Consider the following 18,378-nt stretch of genomic DNA (forward strand, 5'->3'; position numbering starts at 1 on the left):
GCGTCTCTCCGCCGCGACAGCCGAACTCCCCGCCCTCAGGGAGCAACCCGGCACGAACACAGGGGAGTCGAGCAGCCCCCTGTCGTCCGACCACCAGCTCCCGCGCACCGCGCCACGGGGAATTCCCAACCCCGACGAACCCGCCCCCCTCCACACGCGAAGAGCCCCCCGGCCGACCGGCCGCCTGCACGCCGCCGGAGCGACAGCGCCGGCCCTCCGGCCGAGCCCCGCGGACGATTAAGACGTCGTTTCCTTTGGCTGCAGGTGAGCCCGCCCCAGATGGGGAGACTTCGCTCTGACCGTCTGATCTCATGGACGATTTTGCTGGTACCCAGGCACCGGTCCGGCGTATGACCGACCCCATTGAGATAGTCGGGGAGCTGGAAAGCGCGGTACCGGGTCTGGCCGAACTGCGCCTTCCGAAACCCAGCAGCATCAGCCGGCAGGTCGTGGAAGCCGATCTGGGGGTGGCCTTGCCGGCCGATTCCAGGCTCCTGTGTGAGCTCTACCCGCCTTTCGTGCTCGGCGACTTCCTTGGTGTCGGTGGTCCGGATCCTGGTGGTGAGCACTCGTGGGTGCAGGGAACACGCGAGACGCTGGAGATTATCGCGGAGTGGTGCGAGGAAGCCGAGCCGGCTGTGCCGCTCCACGCCCATCCCGCCCCGGGCGGTCTGCCTCCCTGGGCTGACTCGAATCGCGGGGACTTCTTCCTGTGGACCACCAACCCGGCGAGGCCCCAGGACTGGACGGTCACCGTCGCCTCGCGGAGCTCCGCGCGGTGGCACTACACCGGTGGGGCCGTTCAGTTCCTGGCCGACCTGGTCAGCGGCGCAGTGGAACCGTGGGCCCTGCCCACGATCCGACCCAGCGTTGTGGCCTGGTGAGCGCCAGTCGGACCAGCAGGCGACGGAAGCAGATGAGCGTGGCAGCAATATTGGCCCAACGCCTTTGGCCACCAGAGGAAGCGACCTCTAACAACCCCCACGGGCCCGGCGTCTCCCCCCGGCCGAGCGGACGCCCGAGGTCGCCGCAGCCCCGGCTGACTGAGCGCTGGCCCTCGTGCCCACAGCCGAAGAAGATTCACCGGGCGGGGCAGAGCGCCGATTGACCAGCTGATGGGGTATGGGTGCCTGTGCGACTTCATATGAGAAGTCGGCGAGTTCGACTTCCTAAGTCGGTTCGGCCTGGCCCGCGAGCCGTGGCCTGTGCGGTTTCCCGCGTCGCAACGCGGTTCGTCTTACGCGGGAAGTCGGGCGGTTCGACTTCCCGTGTCGGCTCGGCCTGGGGACGCGCGGGTTCGCTGGGACGGGGAGTGCGCCTCGCCCGGCTTTTCATGCCTCCGTGGGTGTTGACCTTCCCCGTCTTGCTCCTGCGCGGGTCCTTGTGCGCGAGAAGTCGGTTGGTTCGACTTCCTGCGCTGACCCGGGGTGTGCGGGTTTGTCGGGCGGGCAGACACATCCACTCGTTTTCCCGCCTGCAGGGGTTCTTGTGTCTGAGAAGTCGGCGGGTTCGACTTCCCGTGTTGCGTCATCGGGTGGTGGCGTGGTCGGGGGTGGGGGTGGTGGGCGCGGGTTGCGGGGTGGGACGGGATTCGGCGGTGCGGGCGGCGAGGGCCAGGGCGGCTCCGATGAGGCAGAGGGCGGCGGCGACCAGGACGGCACGGTCGGTGCCGGTGGCGAGGGCGTGGGCGGCGGCTGCGGGGCCGAGGGTGGTGGGGCGGGCGGAGCCGGCGACGGCAACCGTGACGGCCACGCCCAGGGCCGAGCCGATGTAGCGGGAGGTGTTGTTGGCGCCCGAGCCCATGGCGGCCCGGTGGGCGGGGACGCTGCTGACCGCGAGCCGGGCGAGGGCCGCGTTGAGGACGCCGCTGCCGATGCCGGCGACCGCCAGGCCGGGGGCCAGGCGGAGCCAGCTGGAGTCGGGGGTGAGCCCGTACAGTCCGCCCTCGCCGAGGCCGCAGACCAGCAGGCCGAGGGCGACCTGGGAGGTGGCGGACAAGCGGGCGGCCAGTCGCCGGGCCTGGAGGGCGGAGAGCACGGATAGGCCGGACCAGAGGGCCAGCACTCCGCCCGCGGCGAGGCCGGAGAGGCCGAGCACGCCCTGGAGCAGGGTGGGCAGGTAGCTCATGAAGCCGACCAGCGACAGCCCGGTGAACAGGGCGCCGCCGGTCGCGGCGGTGAAGCCGGGGCTGCGGAACAGGGAGAGGTCGAGCATCGGCTCCCGGACCTTCGCCTCGACCAGCGTGAAGGCCGCGAGCAGCACCACCCCGCCCGCCAGCAGGGCCACCACAACAGGCCGTCCCCAGCCACTGCGGCCCTCGGCGAGACCGGCGATGAGCAGGGAGGTGCCGGTGGTGAGGGTCAGGACGCCGTACGGGTCGAGCGCACGGGGCCGCTCGGCCCGGGACTCGGTGAGGCAGGCGGCGGCCCAGGCGGTCACGGCGGCCGAGACCACGGCGAGCCCGCCGCTGACCGCGCGCCAGCCGAACCACTGTTGGACGAGTGCGCCGTAGACCGGCCCGACCGCGATGCCGAGGCCTACGGCCGCGCCCCAGATGCCAAGGGCCCGGATCCGGCCCGGCCCGGGCGGGTGGGCGTGGCTGATCAGGCCGAGCGCGGGCGCCAGGACGGCGGCCGAGGCGACGCCGAGCAGTACGCGGGCGGCCAGGTAGACGGCGCCGCCCGGGGCAAGTGCGGCGAGGGCCTCGGCGGCGGCGAACAGCAGCACGCCGAAGGTGAAGACCCGCTTGCGGCCGTGGTCGTCGGCGACGCTGCCGGCCGTGAGGAGGAGCGCCGAGATGCCGACCAGGGCGCCGGTGAGGATCCAGGTGCGGCCGGAGGCGCCGAGGTGGGCGGCCTGGGCGGTGGCGGCGAGCGAGGCGGTGGGGGCCGTGTAGGCGACGGTGGTCAGCGCGGTCGCGGTCGCCGTGACGGCCAGGGTCGCGCCGGGTCGGACGGCCGGGGTGGCGGTGGCGGTGGCGGAACCGGGCGGTGGTGCGGGGGGCATGGGTGTTCCCTCCGGAGGCTGAACCAATAGGTCTGGTGAATGAACCTTCGTCTCGGACAGCACGCTACCACCGCTGGTCTGTTCATTGAACCCACCTGGACGGTGGACTACGCTGGCCCGCATGGCGCTGGGAACGGACTACGAACTGCAGGACTGCGCACTGGCCCGCGCCCTGGAGGTGGTCGGCGAGCGCTGGAGCCTGCTGATCGTCCGCGACGCGTTCTACGGCGTGCAGCGCTTCAACGACTTCCTCACCCACCTCGGCATCCCGCGCGCCGTCCTCACCGCCCGCCTCAACGCCCTGGTCGCGGCCGGGGTGCTGCGCAGGGAGCCGTACCAGCAGGCGCCGCTGCGCCACGGTTACCTGCTCACCGAGACCGGCCTCGAACTCTGGGGGCCGCTCTACCAGTTGAGCCGCTGGGGCGGCCGACACGCCACCGAGGGCGGCCCGCACCACCTCTTCGCGCACGCGCGCTGTGGCACCGACCTGGACCTCGTCGGCGCCTGCCCCAAGTGCGGCGGCGGGCCCGTCCCCCCGGCCGAGGTCGTCATGCGCCCGAACCCCGCCCACACCGGTGGCCACCGCGATGACCCGGTCTCCCGCGCGCTGGTCCGCTCGCACCTGCTGCTCGAACCGATCGCCTCGGCGGCGGCGTAACAGCGGGGCGCTGCCGGGGGCGCCCCGCCGGCGAGGCCGTCGACAGGTAGCCGACGGCCTCGCGGGCCAGGGCGCGTGCGCGGTCAGGAGTGGAACCGGACCTCCGGGTTGGCGGCGGTCGGCCCGTCGAGCAGTGTGGCAGGACCCGCCTGCCGCTGCGGGGCGGTTCGTGCACCAGCGTGGTCAGCGCTTCGGGCGAGGTGCCGGGGTGCGCACCGACTCGTCCGTGGTCGCCAGGCCGTTTGGCGTCGGCACCGGGACCAGTTCGTCGCTGAACCCGCCCGCACGTGGGCCCGGGCCGCCTTGGTGGGCGAGTGGGCCGCGAATTCGTCCATCGCCTCCCGTGAGAGCGACCACTTGGCCGCGATCAGCTCGGCGCTGACGCCTGCGCGACGGGCCCGCCCAGGTAGCGGGCCGCGACCGAGGCGCCGAACGGGTCCGCCCCCGGCGGCACGTTGGACCACATCGGCACCCGGCTCGTCGTCTCGATGCCGCAGGCCGCCGCCGCTCCGACGATCACCCCTGCGGCGCGAAGTGCACGGCCTGCGGGGAGGCCCCGGGAACCCCGCCGCGAGTCAGTCGCCGATCAGGTCGTCGACCGGGCCGGGTCGATGCCGTGGCGCCCGATCAGGGCTTGGCGGGTGTGGGGCGAGAAGCCCGCTAAGCGCTCACCCGGTGCTCCGGGCCCGGACTTCCTCCAGGAACTCCGCAGCCGCGCGGGCGTTGGGCACCGGGAGGGTGAGCGGCAACCCGGCCGAGTGTGTCCGGATCTCCAGCTCCCCGAGGTCGGACGCCCGGGCCGAGTGCACCTCCGCCCAGCGGTAGGCCTCCGTCGCGGCCAGCGGGTGCGGCGGCCGGTGCACCAGCCCGCCGACCGTCACCGTCAGCCGCCCCCGGTCGAACCGGACGCTCCCCTCGGTGCGCAGCGCCTCGTGCAGGGCGGCCCGGAGGCCGGGGGAGAGACGCTCGTCCACCTCCCGGAACAGTCCGTCCAGCCCGCGCAACTGTGCCAGCACCAGGGGCTCGTCCGCGCCCGCCGGCCATATTCGACCACGCTCGGGCTCGCCGCGCTGCCCGCCCGGGGCGTACTCGGCGGCCTCGATCTCGCCCCAGCGCAGCAGCCGTTCGCTGCCGTCCGCTCCGACCAGTGCCAGCCCGCCCTGGTGGAGCCGTACGGAACGCAGCCGGGGCGCGGGTCGCAGCCGCCCGTACCCGCTCACGGCCACCACCGCGACGGCCGCGACCACGGGCGCTGGCCACCACTCGCCGAGCGACCGGCAGAGCACGAGTGCCAGCAGCGCCGCAACGGCGTCCAGCCACGCCCGTGCCCGCCGCGGGACGGGCCGGAAGCCCCGGTGCACCCGCACCACCGGCCCGAGTGGACCGGCTGGTTCGCGCCGGGCCTGGCCGCCCTCCACGAGCGATCGCGCCCACCCCGGCGACCACACCATCGCCACTTCGGCCTCCTTGCACTCGGCGGTCTCCCCAACCGGAACTGCGGCTGTCGGATCACCAGTTTCGATTGCCTACTACCCTTTGGAACAGTGCCAATCGACACCTTTTCGACCGAAACGGCCGAAGTGGGTCCGGGGTGGGGGTGCCGTTCGGCCCATGTGCGGCAGCGGCGGCACCGGAGGCGACAGCGACGGCGACCGTCAGCTCCTCGCTGCGCCGGACCCGATCTGCAGTCGACGCAGCAGCGCCGTGCCCGCCGGGTCCACGGACCGCCGGGTGTTGGCCAGCACCACCACTCCCACCTGCTTCTCCGGGTCGAACGCGACGAAGGAGCTGAACCCGCCCGTCCCCCCGTTGTGCCACAGCTGCAGGTGCCTGCCCTGCTGGGCGTGCAGACGGTGGCCGAGCCAGCCGAGGTGCGCCCAGGCGAACGGGTTGACCCGGTGCCTGGTTTCCCGGGTGAGCAGGATCGCCGGTGCCAGCGGCGCGTCGGGCTCGCGTTCGGCGGCCAACTGCGCGCGCAGGAGCACCGCGAGGTCGGCCGCGGTGGAGCGGAGGCCGCCCATGCCCGGGAGCGCCGCCAAGTCCCAGGAGGGCACCGGCCGCCCGCCGGGCGCGTGGCCGCGCGCCAGCCGTTCGGACTGTTCCGTGCCCGGCCGCAGGCAGGTGTCGGCCAGCCCCAGCGGCGCGCAGACCTCGCGCGCCACCAGCTCGTCGTACCCGGTGCCGGCCCGGTGGGCGAGGGCCATCCCGAGCAGCCCGGCGCCGAGGTTGGAGTAGCGGAAGCTGCGCCCGGGGGCGGAGTGCAGTCTCGTCCGGGCGAGTCCGGAGAGTATTCGCTCGGTGGTGCAATGGGCGTACGGATCGGGCTGGTTGGGCCGGAGCAGGGCGCGCAGCGCCATGCCCCGGGGCAGGCGCGGGAGCCCCGAGGTGTGGGTCGCGAGGTGCCGTAGCGTGATCGGCCGGCCGTTCCGGACCGGGACGGCCGCCGGGCCGTGGAGCACCTCGGCGAGCGGCTCGTCGAGCCCCACCGCACCGTCGAGCGCCAGCCGGGCGAGTACGAGCGAGGTGAACACCTTGGTGACGGAACCGATGTCGAAGAGCGTGTGCGCCCCGGGCACCCCGCCGCCGGGCCCCGTCCGCCCGGCGCCGTGGATCTCCAGGGCGCCACCGGCCAGCCCGGCGACCACCACACCGACGTGCCGAGCCGCGAGCCGGGCGGCGGTCTGCTCCACGAGGCTGGCGAGTTCGTTCATGTGCGCGAGCCTAGGCGGCCGTGACCTGCGAGGTCGTCAGCCCGGAAAACGATTTCGATCACTCCGGATGCTCCCCCGGGTGTACGCCCCACGCCGCCCGGAGCAGTAGGCAGAGCGCGGCGGGAACGGCGGGCAGCCCGACGCGCCGCACCCGGCAGCGCCTCGACCCGCCCGCCACGGGACCCGCCCGGGACACCGAGCCCGCCGCGGACGGCGGACCCGCCCCGCCGCGGACCCGCCGTCAGCAGCTCAGGTTGCCCCCGGGCATGGTGCCGAGGATCTGCACGAAGCCCTGGTACAGGCTGATCCGGTGCTGCATCTGCGCGGTGTTGTTGCCGTTGCACTCCAGCGCGCCGTTGATGCTGCGGATCGTCTCACCGAAGCCCCGCCCGTTGACCATCGCGTCGTGCGCGGTCATGGTGCCCGGGCCGTTCTGGGTGTTCCAGTACCAGAGGCCGGTCTTCCAGGCCACCGCCGGATCGGTCTGCACCAGGTCCGGGTGGTTCAGCAGGTCGAGGCCGAGTGCGTCGCCCGCCGCCTTGTAGTTGAAGTTCCAGCTCAGCTGGATCGGTCCGCGCCCGTAGTACGCCGCCTGCCCGGCCGGGCACCCGTACGGCTGCGAAGTGTCGCAGTAGTGCGGGTAGTTGGACGTGTTCTGCTCGACCACGTAGAGCAGTCCGCCGGTCTCGTGGCTGACGTTGGCGAGGAAGGCCGCGGCCTCCTGCCGCCGTACGGTGTCGCTGCCGGTGGCGGCGAAGCCGGGGTACGCGCTGGTCGCGTCCAGCAGGCCCTGGTAGGTGTAGAAGGGGTTCCGGTTCGGGAACATCTGGTCGAACTGCGCCTGGCTGACCGGGAATCCGCCCGGGTCGGTCGTCCGGGTCGCAGTGGGGGTCGGGCCGGGGCCGGTGGGTCCGCCGCAGGGGCCCTGGTCGGCCCAGACCCCGGAGCCGCCGGTGCTCGGCGGCTCGTTCTGGGTCCACCACTTGGCGGTCCAGTTGTGCCCGTTGTACGAGACGGCGGCGCCGCCGGTGTACACGGCGCCGGAACTCCACGGGGTGCCGCAGACGGCGGCGCTGGCGGAGGCCGGGAGGAGCACCGCGAGTGCGAGCGCCGTGACCACGGCGGACAGCAGCGCGAGCAGGCGTTTGGTTGACACGTCATCACCCCTTGTGCGGTGGGGGCCGCACGTCGTCGAGACAGGGACCTGGTCGGGGCAGGGGAGCCGGGCCCCGCGGGGGCGCGTCGTGGGGGACGGCCGACCGGGGTGGTGCGGGCCGGTACGGGGCTGGCACCGACTCAAGCGGAATGGTCTATACCTGTCAAGAGCTTGGGCGGAAGTGGCTTCCGAAGGAGTGCGTATTGGGGGTTCCGGGGGCGTGCGGGGTCCCGCCTACGCCTCCCCGAGCGCCGCCCGCAGGCGCGCCGCGACCTCCGCCGCCCCCGCCTCGTCCGGGTACTTCCCCCGCGGCCAGAAGAACCCGCGAAGCCCGTCCTTCGGATTGCGCGGCACCACGTGCACGTGCAGGTGCGGCACCGACTGGCTGATCCGGTTGTTCGCCGCCACGAAGCTGCCCGCCGCGCCCAGTCCCCGCTCGACCGCCGCCGCCACCCGCTGCACCCGCAGGAAGAACGGCCCGACCTCCTCGGCCGGCAGGTCCGCCAGGGTCCGGTGGTGGGCGCGCGGTACCACCAGAACGTGGCCGGGGAAGAGCGGCCGGCGGTCCAGGAAGGCCACCGCCGTCCCGTCGTCCAGCACCCGGTGCGCGGGTTCCTCACCCGCCACCACCGCACAGAACACGCAGTCCATCCGTCCATTCAAGCCAGGGGCGGCGTTCCCGGCGTCCCCGCAGACCCTGGCGCGCCGGGCCTCCACCCGTCCGGCGTCGACCGGGTGCACCCGCGCCGCCGCCCCACCGCGACCAGCGGCGGGGCGGGCCCAGCGGCAGCGGCAGCGGCGCACGCCGAGAAGCGCGGCACGCCCGCTCGAAAGTCCGGCCTCCTACTCGTACCGGTACAGCAGCGCCTCCCGCTCCGCCTGCTCGATCATCTCGACGGTCAGCGAGTCGTCCCGCAGGTGCGACAGCGTCACCTCCGCCGAGCTCGGCTGCGCGTCCTTCGCCAGCCAGTTCTCCGGCTTCCACGCCGAAGCCCGCAGCAGCGACTTCGGGCAGTGCGCGTACACCTCCTCGACGGCGACCACGATCGCGCTGCGCGGCGGCTTGCCGACGGCGGTGAGCTGCCGCAGCAGCTCCGGGTCGGTGGAGACGCAGGCGCGCCCGTTGACCCGGAGTGTGGTGTCCCGGCCGGGTACGACGAAGAGCAGCCCGACCCGGCCGTTCTCCAGGATGTTGTGGAGGGTGTCCAACCGCTTGTTGCCGGTGGCGTCCGGAATGGCCAGGGTGTACTCGTCGAGCACCGAGACCAGTCCGGCCGGCCCGCCGCGCGGGGAGACGTCGCAGCGCCCGGCGGCGTCCGAGCTGGCGACGAACACGAGCGAGGAGCAGGCTATGAGCCGCTGGGCGACCTCGTGCAGGCGGTCGACCTGCTTGCGGCGCGCGTGGTCGCCCGGCTGTTCGTAGACCTCCCGCAGCTGCGCCGGGTCGGTGAGGGCTCCCGCGCGGAGGGCGGCGAACAGGCCGTTCGGTTTGCCCGAAGCGGCGGTTGACGGTGCGGTGGCGTCCGGTGTGAGGGTCATCCCGGGAATGTAGCCGAGGCCGTTCGCCGAGCCGCCGGCCCGGGTTCGTGATCCCGACACCGCTCCGCCCGCGGCAGCCGTCCCGCGCCCACGGCGGCTCGACCCGCCCCGGTTTCCACCACTCTCCGTGAAACAGCCGCCCTACCCCTCCCCACCAGCGGTTTTCCGCTGATAATGGGGCCAGGGACTCCAGCCAGCCGGAGGTGGTGGCCGTGATCATCAGAATCTGGGCCGGGCAGGTCACGGCCGATCGCATCGAGGAGTTCTGCGCCCACCTGACCAGTCAGGTGCTGCCGCAGCTCGGGCGGACGGACGGCTGCCTCGGCGGTGAACTGCTGCGCTCGGTGGCCGAGGACGGGCACCGGGTGCTCGTGGTCAGTCGCTGGCGCGACGAGGAGGCCCTGCGCGGATACGCAGGGCCGATGTGGCGGATCCGACCGGTCTGGTCGGAGGGCGAACTGCACTACCTCATGCACCCGCCGGAGGTCACCCACTTCATGCCGATCACCGCACCAGCCACCCTCTGAAAGCCCCCGAAAACCGCCTGAACCGGGAGTGAGTTCCCGGATGAACCGGGGTGAGCCGAGCCCTGGATCCCCGGTCCCTCACGCCGAGAGCGGCACCGAGTGGATCTCGTCCGCCGGGTGCCCGGTACGTTCGTGCACCCGCTGGACCGCGTCCCTGGACGGCGCCTCGGACAGGCAGTACACCGTGCCCGACTCCGGGTCCGCCCAGGCGTGCTCGAAGTGCACGCCTTCTTCGCCCTCGATCGCCGCGTCGGCCGCGTGGGCCGCCCTGAACTGCTCCGCCGTGATCCCGGTCATCCCGCGGTGGACGTCCATGAACTTCATCGTCGCCGCCTCCGATCCGAAGCTTGCCCCACCACCAGCCTCGCCCTGCCCGCACACCGGCGCCACCAGTGCCGAGCACGGAGTGCCGTCGGCATTCCCCGCAGGACCGTGAAACAGGCCACAGCGGAACACTCTCCCTCGGCTCGCGTCCCGCGTGGCACAATGTCGTCAACAGCAGTGACGTTCAGCGCACTCCGGGGTCGGTGAAAATCCGAACCGGCGGTTACAGTCCGCGACCCGTCCGCAGCCAGCGGCCGGTTGACCAGGTGAAATTCCTGGACCGACGGTTAAAGTCCGGATGGGAGGCGTGCGCGGGCGGACGAAGAGCAGTACCCGTGGTCCATCGACGTCCATCGTGAGATCGGCAGGGCCACGGTCAGGTGAACGGCGGGAGCACTGTCTCCCGGGCCGGGTGAGCGATCTCCCGGCGGCTCCGGTACCCCCGGCGACGGGTGGTGCGCGGGTCCGCGCACCGGTGCCCGTCCGTGTCATCTCCCTCTGCCGCCCCGGAGTCCGCGCCCCAAGCGCGAGGAGACCCGGGTGTTCACCGGCATCATCGAAGAGCTCGGCGAGGTCGTGTCGATCGAGGAGATCGGCGACTCCTCGCGAATCCGCCTGCGTGGTCCGGTTGTTCGTGACGGCGCGCGCCACGGGGACTCCATCGCGGTCAACGGAGTCTGTCTGACCGTCGTCGACACCCCCGAGCAACTGGCCGCCGAGACCGGTGAGTTCAGCGCCGACGTGATGGCCGAGACGCTGCACCGCTCCAGCCTGGGCGAGCTGAAGCCTGGTTCCCCGATCAACCTGGAGCGCGCGATGGCGCTCGGCGCCCGGCTCGGGGGCCACCTGGTCCAGGGCCATGTCGACGCCACCGGACGGCTGTTGAGCCGTGAGCCGGGCGAGCGCGACGCGGACGGCAACCTGCGCTGGGAGGTGCTGCGCTTCTCGCTGCCGGAGTCCATCTCCCGCTACCTGGTGGAGAAGGGCTCGATCACGGTCGACGGCGTCAGCCTCACCGTCGTGGAGGCGGCCCGCGACAGCTTCACCGTCAGCCTCATCCCGGCAACCCTCGCGCTCACCACGCTCGGTGCCAAGGCGCTGGGCGAGAGCGTCAACCTCGAGGTGGACGTGCTCGCCAAGTACGTGGAGCGGCTGCTCGAATCGCGCACCCTCCCCAACCTGCCGAACATCCCGAACCTGCCGAACATCCCGGACCTTCCGGTTTCCGACTCCACGGGGGAGAGCAAGTGAGCTGGCTCAGCGGCGAGGCGTTCACCGTCCTCGGCGAACACGTGAAGTGGGCCGACATGATCGGCAACCTGCTCGGCTTCGGCGGCCTGGCGCTCGGCTGGCGCCGCTCGGTCTGGAGCTGGCCGGTCCAACTCCTCTCCGGCGTCGTGCTGATCACCGCCTACCTCGGCGGCCACGTCCCCGGTCTGATCGGCAAGCAGCTGATCGTCATCGTCACCGCGGCCTGGGGCTGGGCGCAGTGGCGCCGCGGCCGCCGCGACACCGGGACGATCGCCGTACGGTTCGCCAGCTGGCCCGAGCGGGCCGCCCTGGTGGCCGGCACCGCGGTCGGCACCGTCGGCCTGGCCCTGCTGTTCACCGCGTACCCCAAGCTGTCCTGGAGCCCCTGGTCGGACGCCTACATCTTCGTCGGCACGCTCGCCGCGATGGTTGCCCAGGCGCGCGGCTGGCTGGAGTTCTGGTTCGCCTGGATAGCGGTCGACGCGGTCGGCGTCCCGTTCGCCTTCAACAGCGGCTACACCTTCTCCGGCCTGACCTACTCCGTCTACTTCGTCCTGGTGCTGCTCGGACTGCGCTCCTGGTGGCTGAGCACCCGTGAGCCGCGAGCCACGTCCTCCAACGTCCCGCAGGGAGCCACGGCATGACCGCGAACCAGACCCACCCCGACAGCACCGGTGACGAGCTCGTCCTCGACCCGGTCGAGCGGGCGATCGCCGACATCGCGCTCGGCCGCGCGGTGGTCGTGGTCGACGACGAGGACCGCGAGAACGAGGGCGACCTCGTCTTCGCCGCCTCCGCCGCCACCCCGGAGCTGATGGCCTTCACCATCCGCTACAGCTCCGGCGTGATCTGCGCCCCGATGACCGGCGCGGAGCTGGACCGACTCAAGCTGCCGCCGATGACCCAGGTCAACGAGGACCGCAAGGGCACCGCCTACACCGTCTCGGTGGACGCCCGCGAGGGTGTGGACACCGGCATCTCCGCCGCCGACCGCGCCCGCACCGTACGGCTGCTGTCCTCGCCCGGCACCGAGCCCGGCGACCTCACCCGCCCCGGGCACGTCTTCCCGCTGCGCGCCGTCGAGGGCGGCGTGCTGGTCCGCCCCGGGCACACCGAGGCCGCCGTGGACCTCGCCCGGCTCGCCGGGCTGGCACCGGCCGGCGCGATCGCCGAGGTGGTCAACGACGACGGCACCATGGCCAGGCTGCCCGAACTGGTCGCCTTCGCCCGCGAGCACGGCCTGGCGATCATCTCCATCGAGGACCTGATCGCCTACCGCCGCCGCACCGAGCTGCACGTGGACCGGGCCGCCGTCACCGCCCTGCCCACCGCGCACGGCGAGTTCACCGCCGTCGGCTACCAGGGCACCATCGACGGCGTCGAGCACATCGCCCTGGTGGCCGGCGGCCTCGGGGCGGACGGACGGCTGCCGGACGGCGAGGACGTCCTGGTGCGGGTCCACTCCGAGTGCCTGACCGGTGACGTCTTCGGCTCCCTGCGCTGCGACTGCGGCCCCCAGCTGGAGGCCTCGCTCCAGCGGGTCGCCGAGGCCGGCCGCGGCGTGGTGCTCTACCTGCGCGGCCACGAGGGCCGGGGGATCGGCCTGGCGCACAAGCTGCGCGCGTACGAGCTCCAGGAGCAGGGCCGCGACACCGTCGACGCCAACCTGGAACTCGGCCTGCCCGCCGACGCCCGCGACTACAGCATCGCGGCGCAGATGCTGGCGGACCTCGGCGTGCGCTCGCTGACCCTCCTGACCAACAACCCGCAGAAGCTGACCGCACTCACCGACCACGGCCTCAAGGTCAAGGGGCGTGAAGCGGTCGAGATCGCGCCGGGCGAGCACAACGTGCGCTACCTGCGCACCAAGCGCGACCGGATGGGCCACGACCTGCCCGGCCTCGACTCCTGACGCTCGGCGCCTGACGCACCCCGCCGCTGCCTCCGCCGCCGCCCGCCCCGCCCCGCCCTTCAACGACCACCGAAACGACAGAACGGAACACCGACATGAGCGGCCACGGAGCCCCCGAGCTGACCATCGACGGCGCCGCAGACCTCAAGGTCGCGGTCATCGCCGCCCAGTGGCACGACCAGGTGATGAACGGCCTGCTGGACGGCGCCCACCGCGCGCTCAAGGAACTGGGCGTCGCCGAGCCGACCGTCCTGCGCGTCCCCGGCACCTTCGAGCTGCCGGTCGCCGCGAAGCGCCTCGCCGAGCACGGCTACGACGCCGTGGTCGCCCTCGGCGTGGTGATCCGCGGCGGCACCCCGCACTTCGACTACGTCTGCCAGGCGGCCACCGCCGGCCTCACCCAGGTCAGCGTGGACACCGGCGTCCCGGTCGGATTCGGCGTGCTGACCTGCGACAACGAGGAGCAGGCGCTCGACCGCGCGGGCCTGCCGGGCTCGGCCGAGGACAAGGGCCACGAGGCCGTCACCGCCGCCGTCGCGACCGCGGTGACCCTCCGCGACCTCCACTGAGCACGGGTGACCGGTCCCGGACCGCGGAGGTCCAGCCGACCGTCCACGGTCCGGGACCGTTTACCGCCAGTCAGCCCGCACGCCGTATGGTGAGTCCCATCATGGCTTCGAAGACATTCGAGGAGCTCTTCGCCGAGCTCCAGCAGAAGGCCGCCACCGGCGACCCCTCGTCCTCCCGCACCGCCCAGCTCGTCCAGCAGGGCGTCCATTCGATCGGCAAGAAGGTCGTCGAGGAGGCCGCCGAGGTCTGGATGGCCGCCGAGTTCCAGTCGGACGAGCAGACGGCGGAGGAAATCTCGCAGCTCCTGTACCACCTTCAGGTGATGATGATCGCCCGCGGGCTGACGCTGGACGACGTCTACAAGTACCTCTAGAACACCGGGCGGACAGAACACCCGGAAGAACAGCCGGCAGAACGCCCGGGCTCCCCGAGCACACCGCTCCCAACAGGTAAGGAAGCAACCTCCCATGCTGCGCATCGCCGTCCCCAACAAGGGTTCGCTCTCGGGTCCCGCGGCGGAGATGCTCCATGAGGCCGGCTACCGCCAGCGGAAGGACCCCAAGGAGCTGGTGCTCGTCGACCCCAACAACGAGGTCGAGTTCTTCTTCCTCCGCCCGCGGGACATCGCCGTCTACGTCGGCTCCGGCCGCCTCGACGTCGGCATCACCGGCCGCGACCTGCTGCTGGACTCGCACTCCAACGCGGAGGAGGTGCTCGCCCTCGGTTTCGCCGGGTCGACCTTCCGCTTCGCCCGCCCCGAGGGCGTGGACGTCAAGGACGTGAAGGGCCTGGAGGGCCTGCGCATCGCGACCTCCTACACCGGTCTGGTCGAGCAGCACCTGGCCGACCACGGGGTGAAGGCGACGGTCACCAAGCTGGACGGCGCGGTCGAGACCGCGGTGCAGCTGGGCGTCGCCGACGTGATCGCCGACGTGGTGGAGACCGGCACCAGCCTGCGCAACGCCGGCCTGGAGGTCTTCGGCGAGCCGATCCTGATCTCGGACGCCGTGGTGATCCGCCCCAAGGGCGCGGGCGAGGACGCCCGGGTCGATCAGTTCCTGCGCCGCCTGCAGGGCGTGCTGGTGGCCCGCCGCTACGTGCTGATGGACTACGACATCCGCGCCGAGAAGGTCGGCGCCGCCGTCGCGCTGACCCCCGGCCTGGAGTCGCCGACCGTCTCCCCGCTGCACACCGAGGGCTGGGTGGCCGTCCGCTCGATGGTGCTCCGCAAGGAGGCCCAGCAGATCATGGACGACCTGTGGGGCATCGGCGCCCGGGCGATCCTGGTCACCAACATCCACGCCTGCCGCCTCTGACCTGCTCTCACGAGGTGCCCCGCGACCTGCGCGCGGGTGCGGCTCGCACGGCCTGCTCGCACATCCGCGGGTAAAGAACGGTTCAATGGGGCGGGGACGCCGACCGGCGTCCCCGCCCTCGTGCTGTCGCGAACCCGGAACCACCGGACCCGGAACCACCGGATCCCGAACCACCGGCCCGAGAACCACCGGAGACCCCACGTGTCCACCCCGCCCGTCGAGATCCCCGTCACCTGGGCGCCCCGCCGCACCCGGGTGGTGCTGCTTCCGGTCTGCGCCCTGCTCGTGGCGCTGTTCGTCGTGCTGGCGATGCTGCTCCCGGCGAGCTGGCAGCTCAACGACCGGATCATGATGATCGCCAGCGGGGTGCTGTTCGCCGGCGTGGGCCTGATGCTGGCCCGTCCGCGGGTGAGCGCCGACGCGGAGGGCGTGACGGTGGTCAACTTCGTCCGCAGCCGCCGACTGGCCTGGGCCGAGATCGTCCGGGTCAACTTTCGCCAGGGCGACCCGTGGGCCACCCTCGACCTCGCCGACGGCACCTCACTCGCCGCGGTCGGCATCCAGTCCGGAGTCGGCAAGGCCCAGGCGATCGCGGACGCCCGTGCGCTGCGCGACCTGGTCGAGCACCACGCCCAGGTCTGACGGCACACGGCGGCCACCGGCCCCCGGGCCACCCCCCCCGGGCCACCGTCCCCCGGGGCCCGGGCCAACCGCCTCCGGGCCACCGCCCCCCGGCCAGTGTCCCCAGTGGGTCCGAACACGCTTCCTACCACCGCGCCGGTATGGTCTACGCTGGTAAAAGCGGGGCAAAGCTAAGCCCTGTCCGAAAACGACCCCACTCGAACCGATCCGCGCTTCGAGCGACTTGAGGAGTGACACACCCCCTCGATGGACGATCCGTCCAGTAGTACCTGCGCCGCCTCGCTTCCGACCCCCGGAAGGCAGGCGGCACTGTGATCACCGCCTGGCTGCTGTTGCTCGCAGCCGTTCTCCTGATCCTCGCCAACGGCCTCTTCGTGGCCGCCGAGTTCGCCTTCGTGACCGCCGACCGCGGCGCGGTCGAACGCTCCGCCGAGGCCGGGGACGCCAAGTCCGGCCGCGTCGCCCGGGCGCTGCGGCACCTCTCCTTCGAACTCTCCGGCGCCCAGCTGGGCATCACCGTCACCTCGCTGGTGGTCGGCATGCTCGCCGAGCCGGCCCTGTCGACCCTGCTCCAGCCCGTGATGTCGGGCATCGGGGTGCCCGACCCGGCCGCCCGCGGCGTCGCCGTGGTGGTCGGCATGGTGCTGGCCACCGTCGTCCAGATGGTGATCGGCGAGCTGGTCCCGAAGAACTGGGCGATCTCCCGCCCGCTCCAGGTGGCCCGCGCGGTCGCCGCCCCGCACATGGCCTTCTCCTTCGTCTGCCGCCCGCTGATCAGCTTCCTGAACGGCGCCGCCGACCGTACGGTCCGGGCCTTCGGCATCGAGCCGCAGGAGGAGCTGGAGCACGCCCGCACCCCGGCCGAGCTGGTCTCGCTGGCCCGGCACTCGGCCAAGGCCGGTGCGATAGACGAGGAGTCGGCGACCCTGTTCGTCCGCACCCTGGGCCTCGGCGACCTCACCGCCGAGTCGGTGATGACCCCGCGGATCGACGTCTCCGCCCTCCAGCGCGACGCCACCGCCTCCGACGTCATCAACCTGACCAGGGCCACCGGCCTGTCCCGCTTCCCGGTCTACGCCGACACCGTTGACGAGGTCACCGGCATCGTGACGCTCAAGGACGCCCTCGCCGTCCCGGCCGCCCGGCGCGGCCAGGTGCGGGTCGCCGATCTGGCCTCGCCGCCGCTGCTGGTGCCCGAGACCCTGCCCGCCGAGCGGCTGCTCGACCAGCTGCGCCGCCTCCAGCCGATGGCCATCGTGGTCGACGAGTACGGCGGCACCGCCGGGGTCGTCACCGTCGAGGACATCGTCGAGGAGATCGTCGGCGAGGTGCAGGACGAGCACGACCCGGCCGACCAGCCCGACCTGCTCCCGCTGCCGTCCGTCGACGGCCTGCCCGTGTGGCAGGCGGACGGCCGCGCCCGGCTCGACCAGCTGGAGGCGATCGGCCTGAACGCCCCGGACGGCCCGTACGAGACCCTGGCCGGCCTGGTCGCCGACCTGCTCGGCAAGCTGCCCGAGGTGGCCGAGCAGGCCGAGCTGCCCGGCTGGCGGCTCACCGTGACCGGCGTCGACCGGCACCGCACCAGCCAGGTCCGGGTGGAGCGCACCAGCGCGCCCGGCCTGTTCGGCGAGCAAGCGGAGGACGTCCGATGACCGTCCTGCAACTGCTCCTCGCCGTGCTGCTGCTGCTCGGCAACGCCTTCTTCGTCGGCGCCGAGTTCGCCGTCGTCTCGGTGCGCCGCAGCCAGATCGAGCCGCTCGCCGAGGCCGGGCACAAGCGCGCCCGCACCGTGCTGCACGCGCTGTCCAACGTCTCCGCGATGCTGGCCGCCGCCCAACTCGGCATCACCGTCTGCTCACTGGGCCTCGGCGCGCTCGCCGAACCGACCATCGCCGCCCTGCTGGAGGGCCCGTTCCACGCGATCGGCGTCCCGCCCGGTCTGATGCACGCGCTCTCGTACGGGATCTCGCTCGCCCTCGTGGTGTTCCTGCACATGGTGATGGGCGAGATGGTGCCGAAGAACATGGCGATGGCCGGCCCGGAGCGGGCCGCGCTCTGGCTCGGCCCGCCGCTGGACCGGCTGGCGCGCTGGCTCGCCCCGGTGATCCGGCTGCTCAACGCCTTCGCCAACGGCGTGCTGAGGCTGTTCCGGGTCGAGGCCAAGGACGAGGTCGAGTCGGTGTTCACCACCGAGCAGCTGATGTACCTGCTGGTCGACTCCCGGGACGCCGGCCTGCTCGACGAGGACCGCCAGGAGCGACTTGAGGACGCCCTGGAGATGGGCCGCCGTCCGGTCACCGACGTGCTGCTGCCGTCCGAGCAACTGGTCACCGTGGACCCGAAGGTGACCGCCGCCGAGGTCGAGGAGCTCGCCCTGCGCACCGGCTTCTCGCGCTTCCCGGTCACCGACGGCGACCCGGCCGGCCACGGCTACCTGGGCTACCTGCACCTCAAGGACATCCTCGACGTGGACGATCCGTCGGCGCCCGTCCCGGCCCGGCTCTGGCGGCCGATCACGGTGCTGCGCGGCAGCCTCCCGCTGGACGACGCCCTCGGTGCGATGCGCCGGGCCGCCTGCCACCTGGCCGCCGTGCTGGACCAGGACGGCCGCACGATCGGCGCGGTCATGCTGGAGGACGTCCTCGAGGAACTGGTCGGCGAGATGCACGACCCGGACCACCGGACGAACTGAGCCTGACCCCGTTCGCCGCCGTTCGTCGATCGCCGTTCGCCGCCGTTCGCCGCCGTTCGCCGCCGTTCGCC

Annotated in this window: 20 protein-coding genes and 1 riboswitch; of the genes, 12 read left to right on the forward strand and 8 right to left on the reverse strand. The window is 72.6% G+C overall.

Features of this window, described 5'->3' with window-relative positions:
• The first annotated feature begins 350 nt into the window (after window positions 1-350).
• Window positions 351-884 carry an SMI1/KNR4 family protein gene (locus HS99_RS36100; protein WP_232543004.1) on the forward strand — a complete coding sequence of 178 codons (534 nt, stop codon included), beginning with the start codon at window positions 351-353 and terminating at the stop codon, window positions 882-884.
• A 643-nt stretch (window positions 885-1,527) separates the two neighbouring features.
• On the opposite strand, the gene HS99_RS36105 is transcribed toward HS99_RS36100, so the two are convergent.
• Window positions 1,528-3,006 (reverse strand): MFS transporter, encoded by a 1,479-nt coding sequence (locus HS99_RS36105; RefSeq protein ID WP_050366921.1) that lies wholly within the window; start codon window positions 3,004-3,006, stop codon window positions 1,528-1,530.
• Between the two features lie 121 nt (window positions 3,007-3,127).
• Between HS99_RS36105 and HS99_RS36110 the strand changes: the two genes are divergently transcribed.
• Window positions 3,128-3,664: a winged helix-turn-helix transcriptional regulator gene (locus HS99_RS36110; protein ID WP_030279833.1), complete on the forward strand. Its 537-nt coding sequence runs from the start codon at window positions 3,128-3,130 to the stop codon at window positions 3,662-3,664.
• A 367-nt stretch (window positions 3,665-4,031) separates the two neighbouring features.
• Here HS99_RS36110 and HS99_RS45515 read toward each other — a convergent pair whose 3' ends face one another.
• The 6 genes from HS99_RS45515 to HS99_RS36135 form a co-directional block, all read right to left on the reverse strand.
• Window positions 4,032-4,184 (reverse strand): hypothetical protein, encoded by a 153-nt coding sequence (locus HS99_RS45515; RefSeq protein WP_157846522.1) that lies wholly within the window; start codon window positions 4,182-4,184, stop codon window positions 4,032-4,034.
• Between the two features lie 148 nt (window positions 4,185-4,332).
• Window positions 4,333-5,121 (reverse strand): hypothetical protein, encoded by a 789-nt coding sequence (locus HS99_RS36115; RefSeq protein ID WP_030552452.1) that lies wholly within the window; start codon window positions 5,119-5,121, stop codon window positions 4,333-4,335.
• 198 nt (window positions 5,122-5,319) lie between these two features.
• Window positions 5,320-6,375, reverse strand: coding sequence for a serine hydrolase domain-containing protein (locus tag HS99_RS36120; RefSeq protein WP_046386842.1), 1,056 nt, complete (start codon window positions 6,373-6,375; stop codon window positions 5,320-5,322).
• Between the two features lie 241 nt (window positions 6,376-6,616).
• Complete coding sequence (locus tag HS99_RS36125) at window positions 6,617-7,531, reverse strand: glycoside hydrolase family 19 protein (protein WP_030552448.1); 915 nt, start codon at window positions 7,529-7,531, stop codon at window positions 6,617-6,619.
• A 234-nt stretch (window positions 7,532-7,765) separates the two neighbouring features.
• Window positions 7,766-8,182: an HIT family protein gene (locus HS99_RS36130; protein WP_030279828.1), complete on the reverse strand. Its 417-nt coding sequence runs from the start codon at window positions 8,180-8,182 to the stop codon at window positions 7,766-7,768.
• A gap of 192 nt (window positions 8,183-8,374) precedes the next feature.
• Window positions 8,375-9,070, reverse strand: coding sequence for an MSMEG_1061 family FMN-dependent PPOX-type flavoprotein (locus tag HS99_RS36135; RefSeq protein WP_072656423.1), 696 nt, complete (start codon window positions 9,068-9,070; stop codon window positions 8,375-8,377).
• A 212-nt stretch (window positions 9,071-9,282) separates the two neighbouring features.
• Here HS99_RS36135 and HS99_RS36140 point away from each other — a divergent pair, with 212 nt between their 5' ends.
• Complete coding sequence (locus HS99_RS36140) at window positions 9,283-9,597, forward strand: antibiotic biosynthesis monooxygenase family protein (protein WP_157846521.1); 315 nt, start codon at window positions 9,283-9,285, stop codon at window positions 9,595-9,597.
• Window positions 9,598-9,675: 78 nt separating this feature from the next.
• On the opposite strand, the gene HS99_RS36145 is transcribed toward HS99_RS36140, so the two are convergent.
• Window positions 9,676-9,921 carry an SCO4226 family nickel-binding protein gene (locus HS99_RS36145; RefSeq protein ID WP_030552446.1) on the reverse strand — a complete coding sequence of 82 codons (246 nt, stop codon included), beginning with the start codon at window positions 9,919-9,921 and terminating at the stop codon, window positions 9,676-9,678.
• Between the two features lie 186 nt (window positions 9,922-10,107).
• A riboswitch (FMN riboswitch) is annotated at window positions 10,108-10,235 on the forward strand.
• 226 nt (window positions 10,236-10,461) lie between these two features.
• Between HS99_RS36145 and HS99_RS36150 the strand changes: the two genes are divergently transcribed.
• From HS99_RS36150 to HS99_RS36190, 9 genes are all read left to right on the forward strand, one after another.
• Window positions 10,462-11,172, forward strand: a complete 711-nt coding sequence (locus HS99_RS36150) for a riboflavin synthase (protein WP_030552444.1) — start codon at window positions 10,462-10,464, stop codon at window positions 11,170-11,172.
• A complete protein-coding gene (locus HS99_RS36155; RefSeq protein ID WP_030279818.1) occupies window positions 11,169-11,816 on the forward strand; it encodes a nicotinamide mononucleotide transporter family protein in 648 nt (215 codons plus the stop codon). The genes HS99_RS36150 and HS99_RS36155 overlap by 4 nt, the downstream gene beginning before the upstream one ends.
• Window positions 11,813-13,084 carry a bifunctional 3,4-dihydroxy-2-butanone-4-phosphate synthase/GTP cyclohydrolase II gene (locus HS99_RS36160; protein WP_030279816.1) on the forward strand — a complete coding sequence of 424 codons (1,272 nt, stop codon included), beginning with the start codon at window positions 11,813-11,815 and terminating at the stop codon, window positions 13,082-13,084. Before HS99_RS36155 ends, HS99_RS36160 begins: the two co-directional genes overlap by 4 nt.
• 95 nt (window positions 13,085-13,179) lie before the next feature.
• Window positions 13,180-13,653, forward strand: a complete 474-nt coding sequence (ribH, locus tag HS99_RS36165; protein WP_030279808.1) for a 6,7-dimethyl-8-ribityllumazine synthase — start codon at window positions 13,180-13,182, stop codon at window positions 13,651-13,653.
• A gap of 101 nt (window positions 13,654-13,754) precedes the next feature.
• Window positions 13,755-14,027, forward strand: a complete 273-nt coding sequence (locus tag HS99_RS36170) for a phosphoribosyl-ATP diphosphatase (protein ID WP_030279806.1) — start codon at window positions 13,755-13,757, stop codon at window positions 14,025-14,027.
• Window positions 14,028-14,121: 94 nt separating this feature from the next.
• Window positions 14,122-14,970, forward strand: coding sequence for an ATP phosphoribosyltransferase (hisG, locus tag HS99_RS36175; protein WP_030279804.1), 849 nt, complete (start codon window positions 14,122-14,124; stop codon window positions 14,968-14,970).
• Between the two features lie 201 nt (window positions 14,971-15,171).
• On the forward strand, window positions 15,172-15,612 hold the full coding sequence (locus HS99_RS36180) for a PH domain-containing protein (protein ID WP_030279803.1): 441 nt from the start codon (window positions 15,172-15,174) through the stop codon (window positions 15,610-15,612).
• A 311-nt stretch (window positions 15,613-15,923) separates the two neighbouring features.
• Window positions 15,924-17,267, forward strand: coding sequence for a hemolysin family protein (locus HS99_RS36185; protein WP_030279801.1), 1,344 nt, complete (start codon window positions 15,924-15,926; stop codon window positions 17,265-17,267).
• Window positions 17,264-18,307 carry a hemolysin family protein gene (locus HS99_RS36190; protein WP_033347263.1) on the forward strand — a complete coding sequence of 348 codons (1,044 nt, stop codon included), beginning with the start codon at window positions 17,264-17,266 and terminating at the stop codon, window positions 18,305-18,307. The genes HS99_RS36185 and HS99_RS36190 overlap by 4 nt, the downstream gene beginning before the upstream one ends.
• The last annotated feature ends 71 nt before the right edge of the window (window positions 18,308-18,378 follow it).

The sequence above is a fragment of the Kitasatospora aureofaciens genome (assembly GCF_001188955.3).
Lineage (GTDB): Bacteria > Actinomycetota > Actinomycetes > Streptomycetales > Streptomycetaceae > Kitasatospora > Kitasatospora aureofaciens.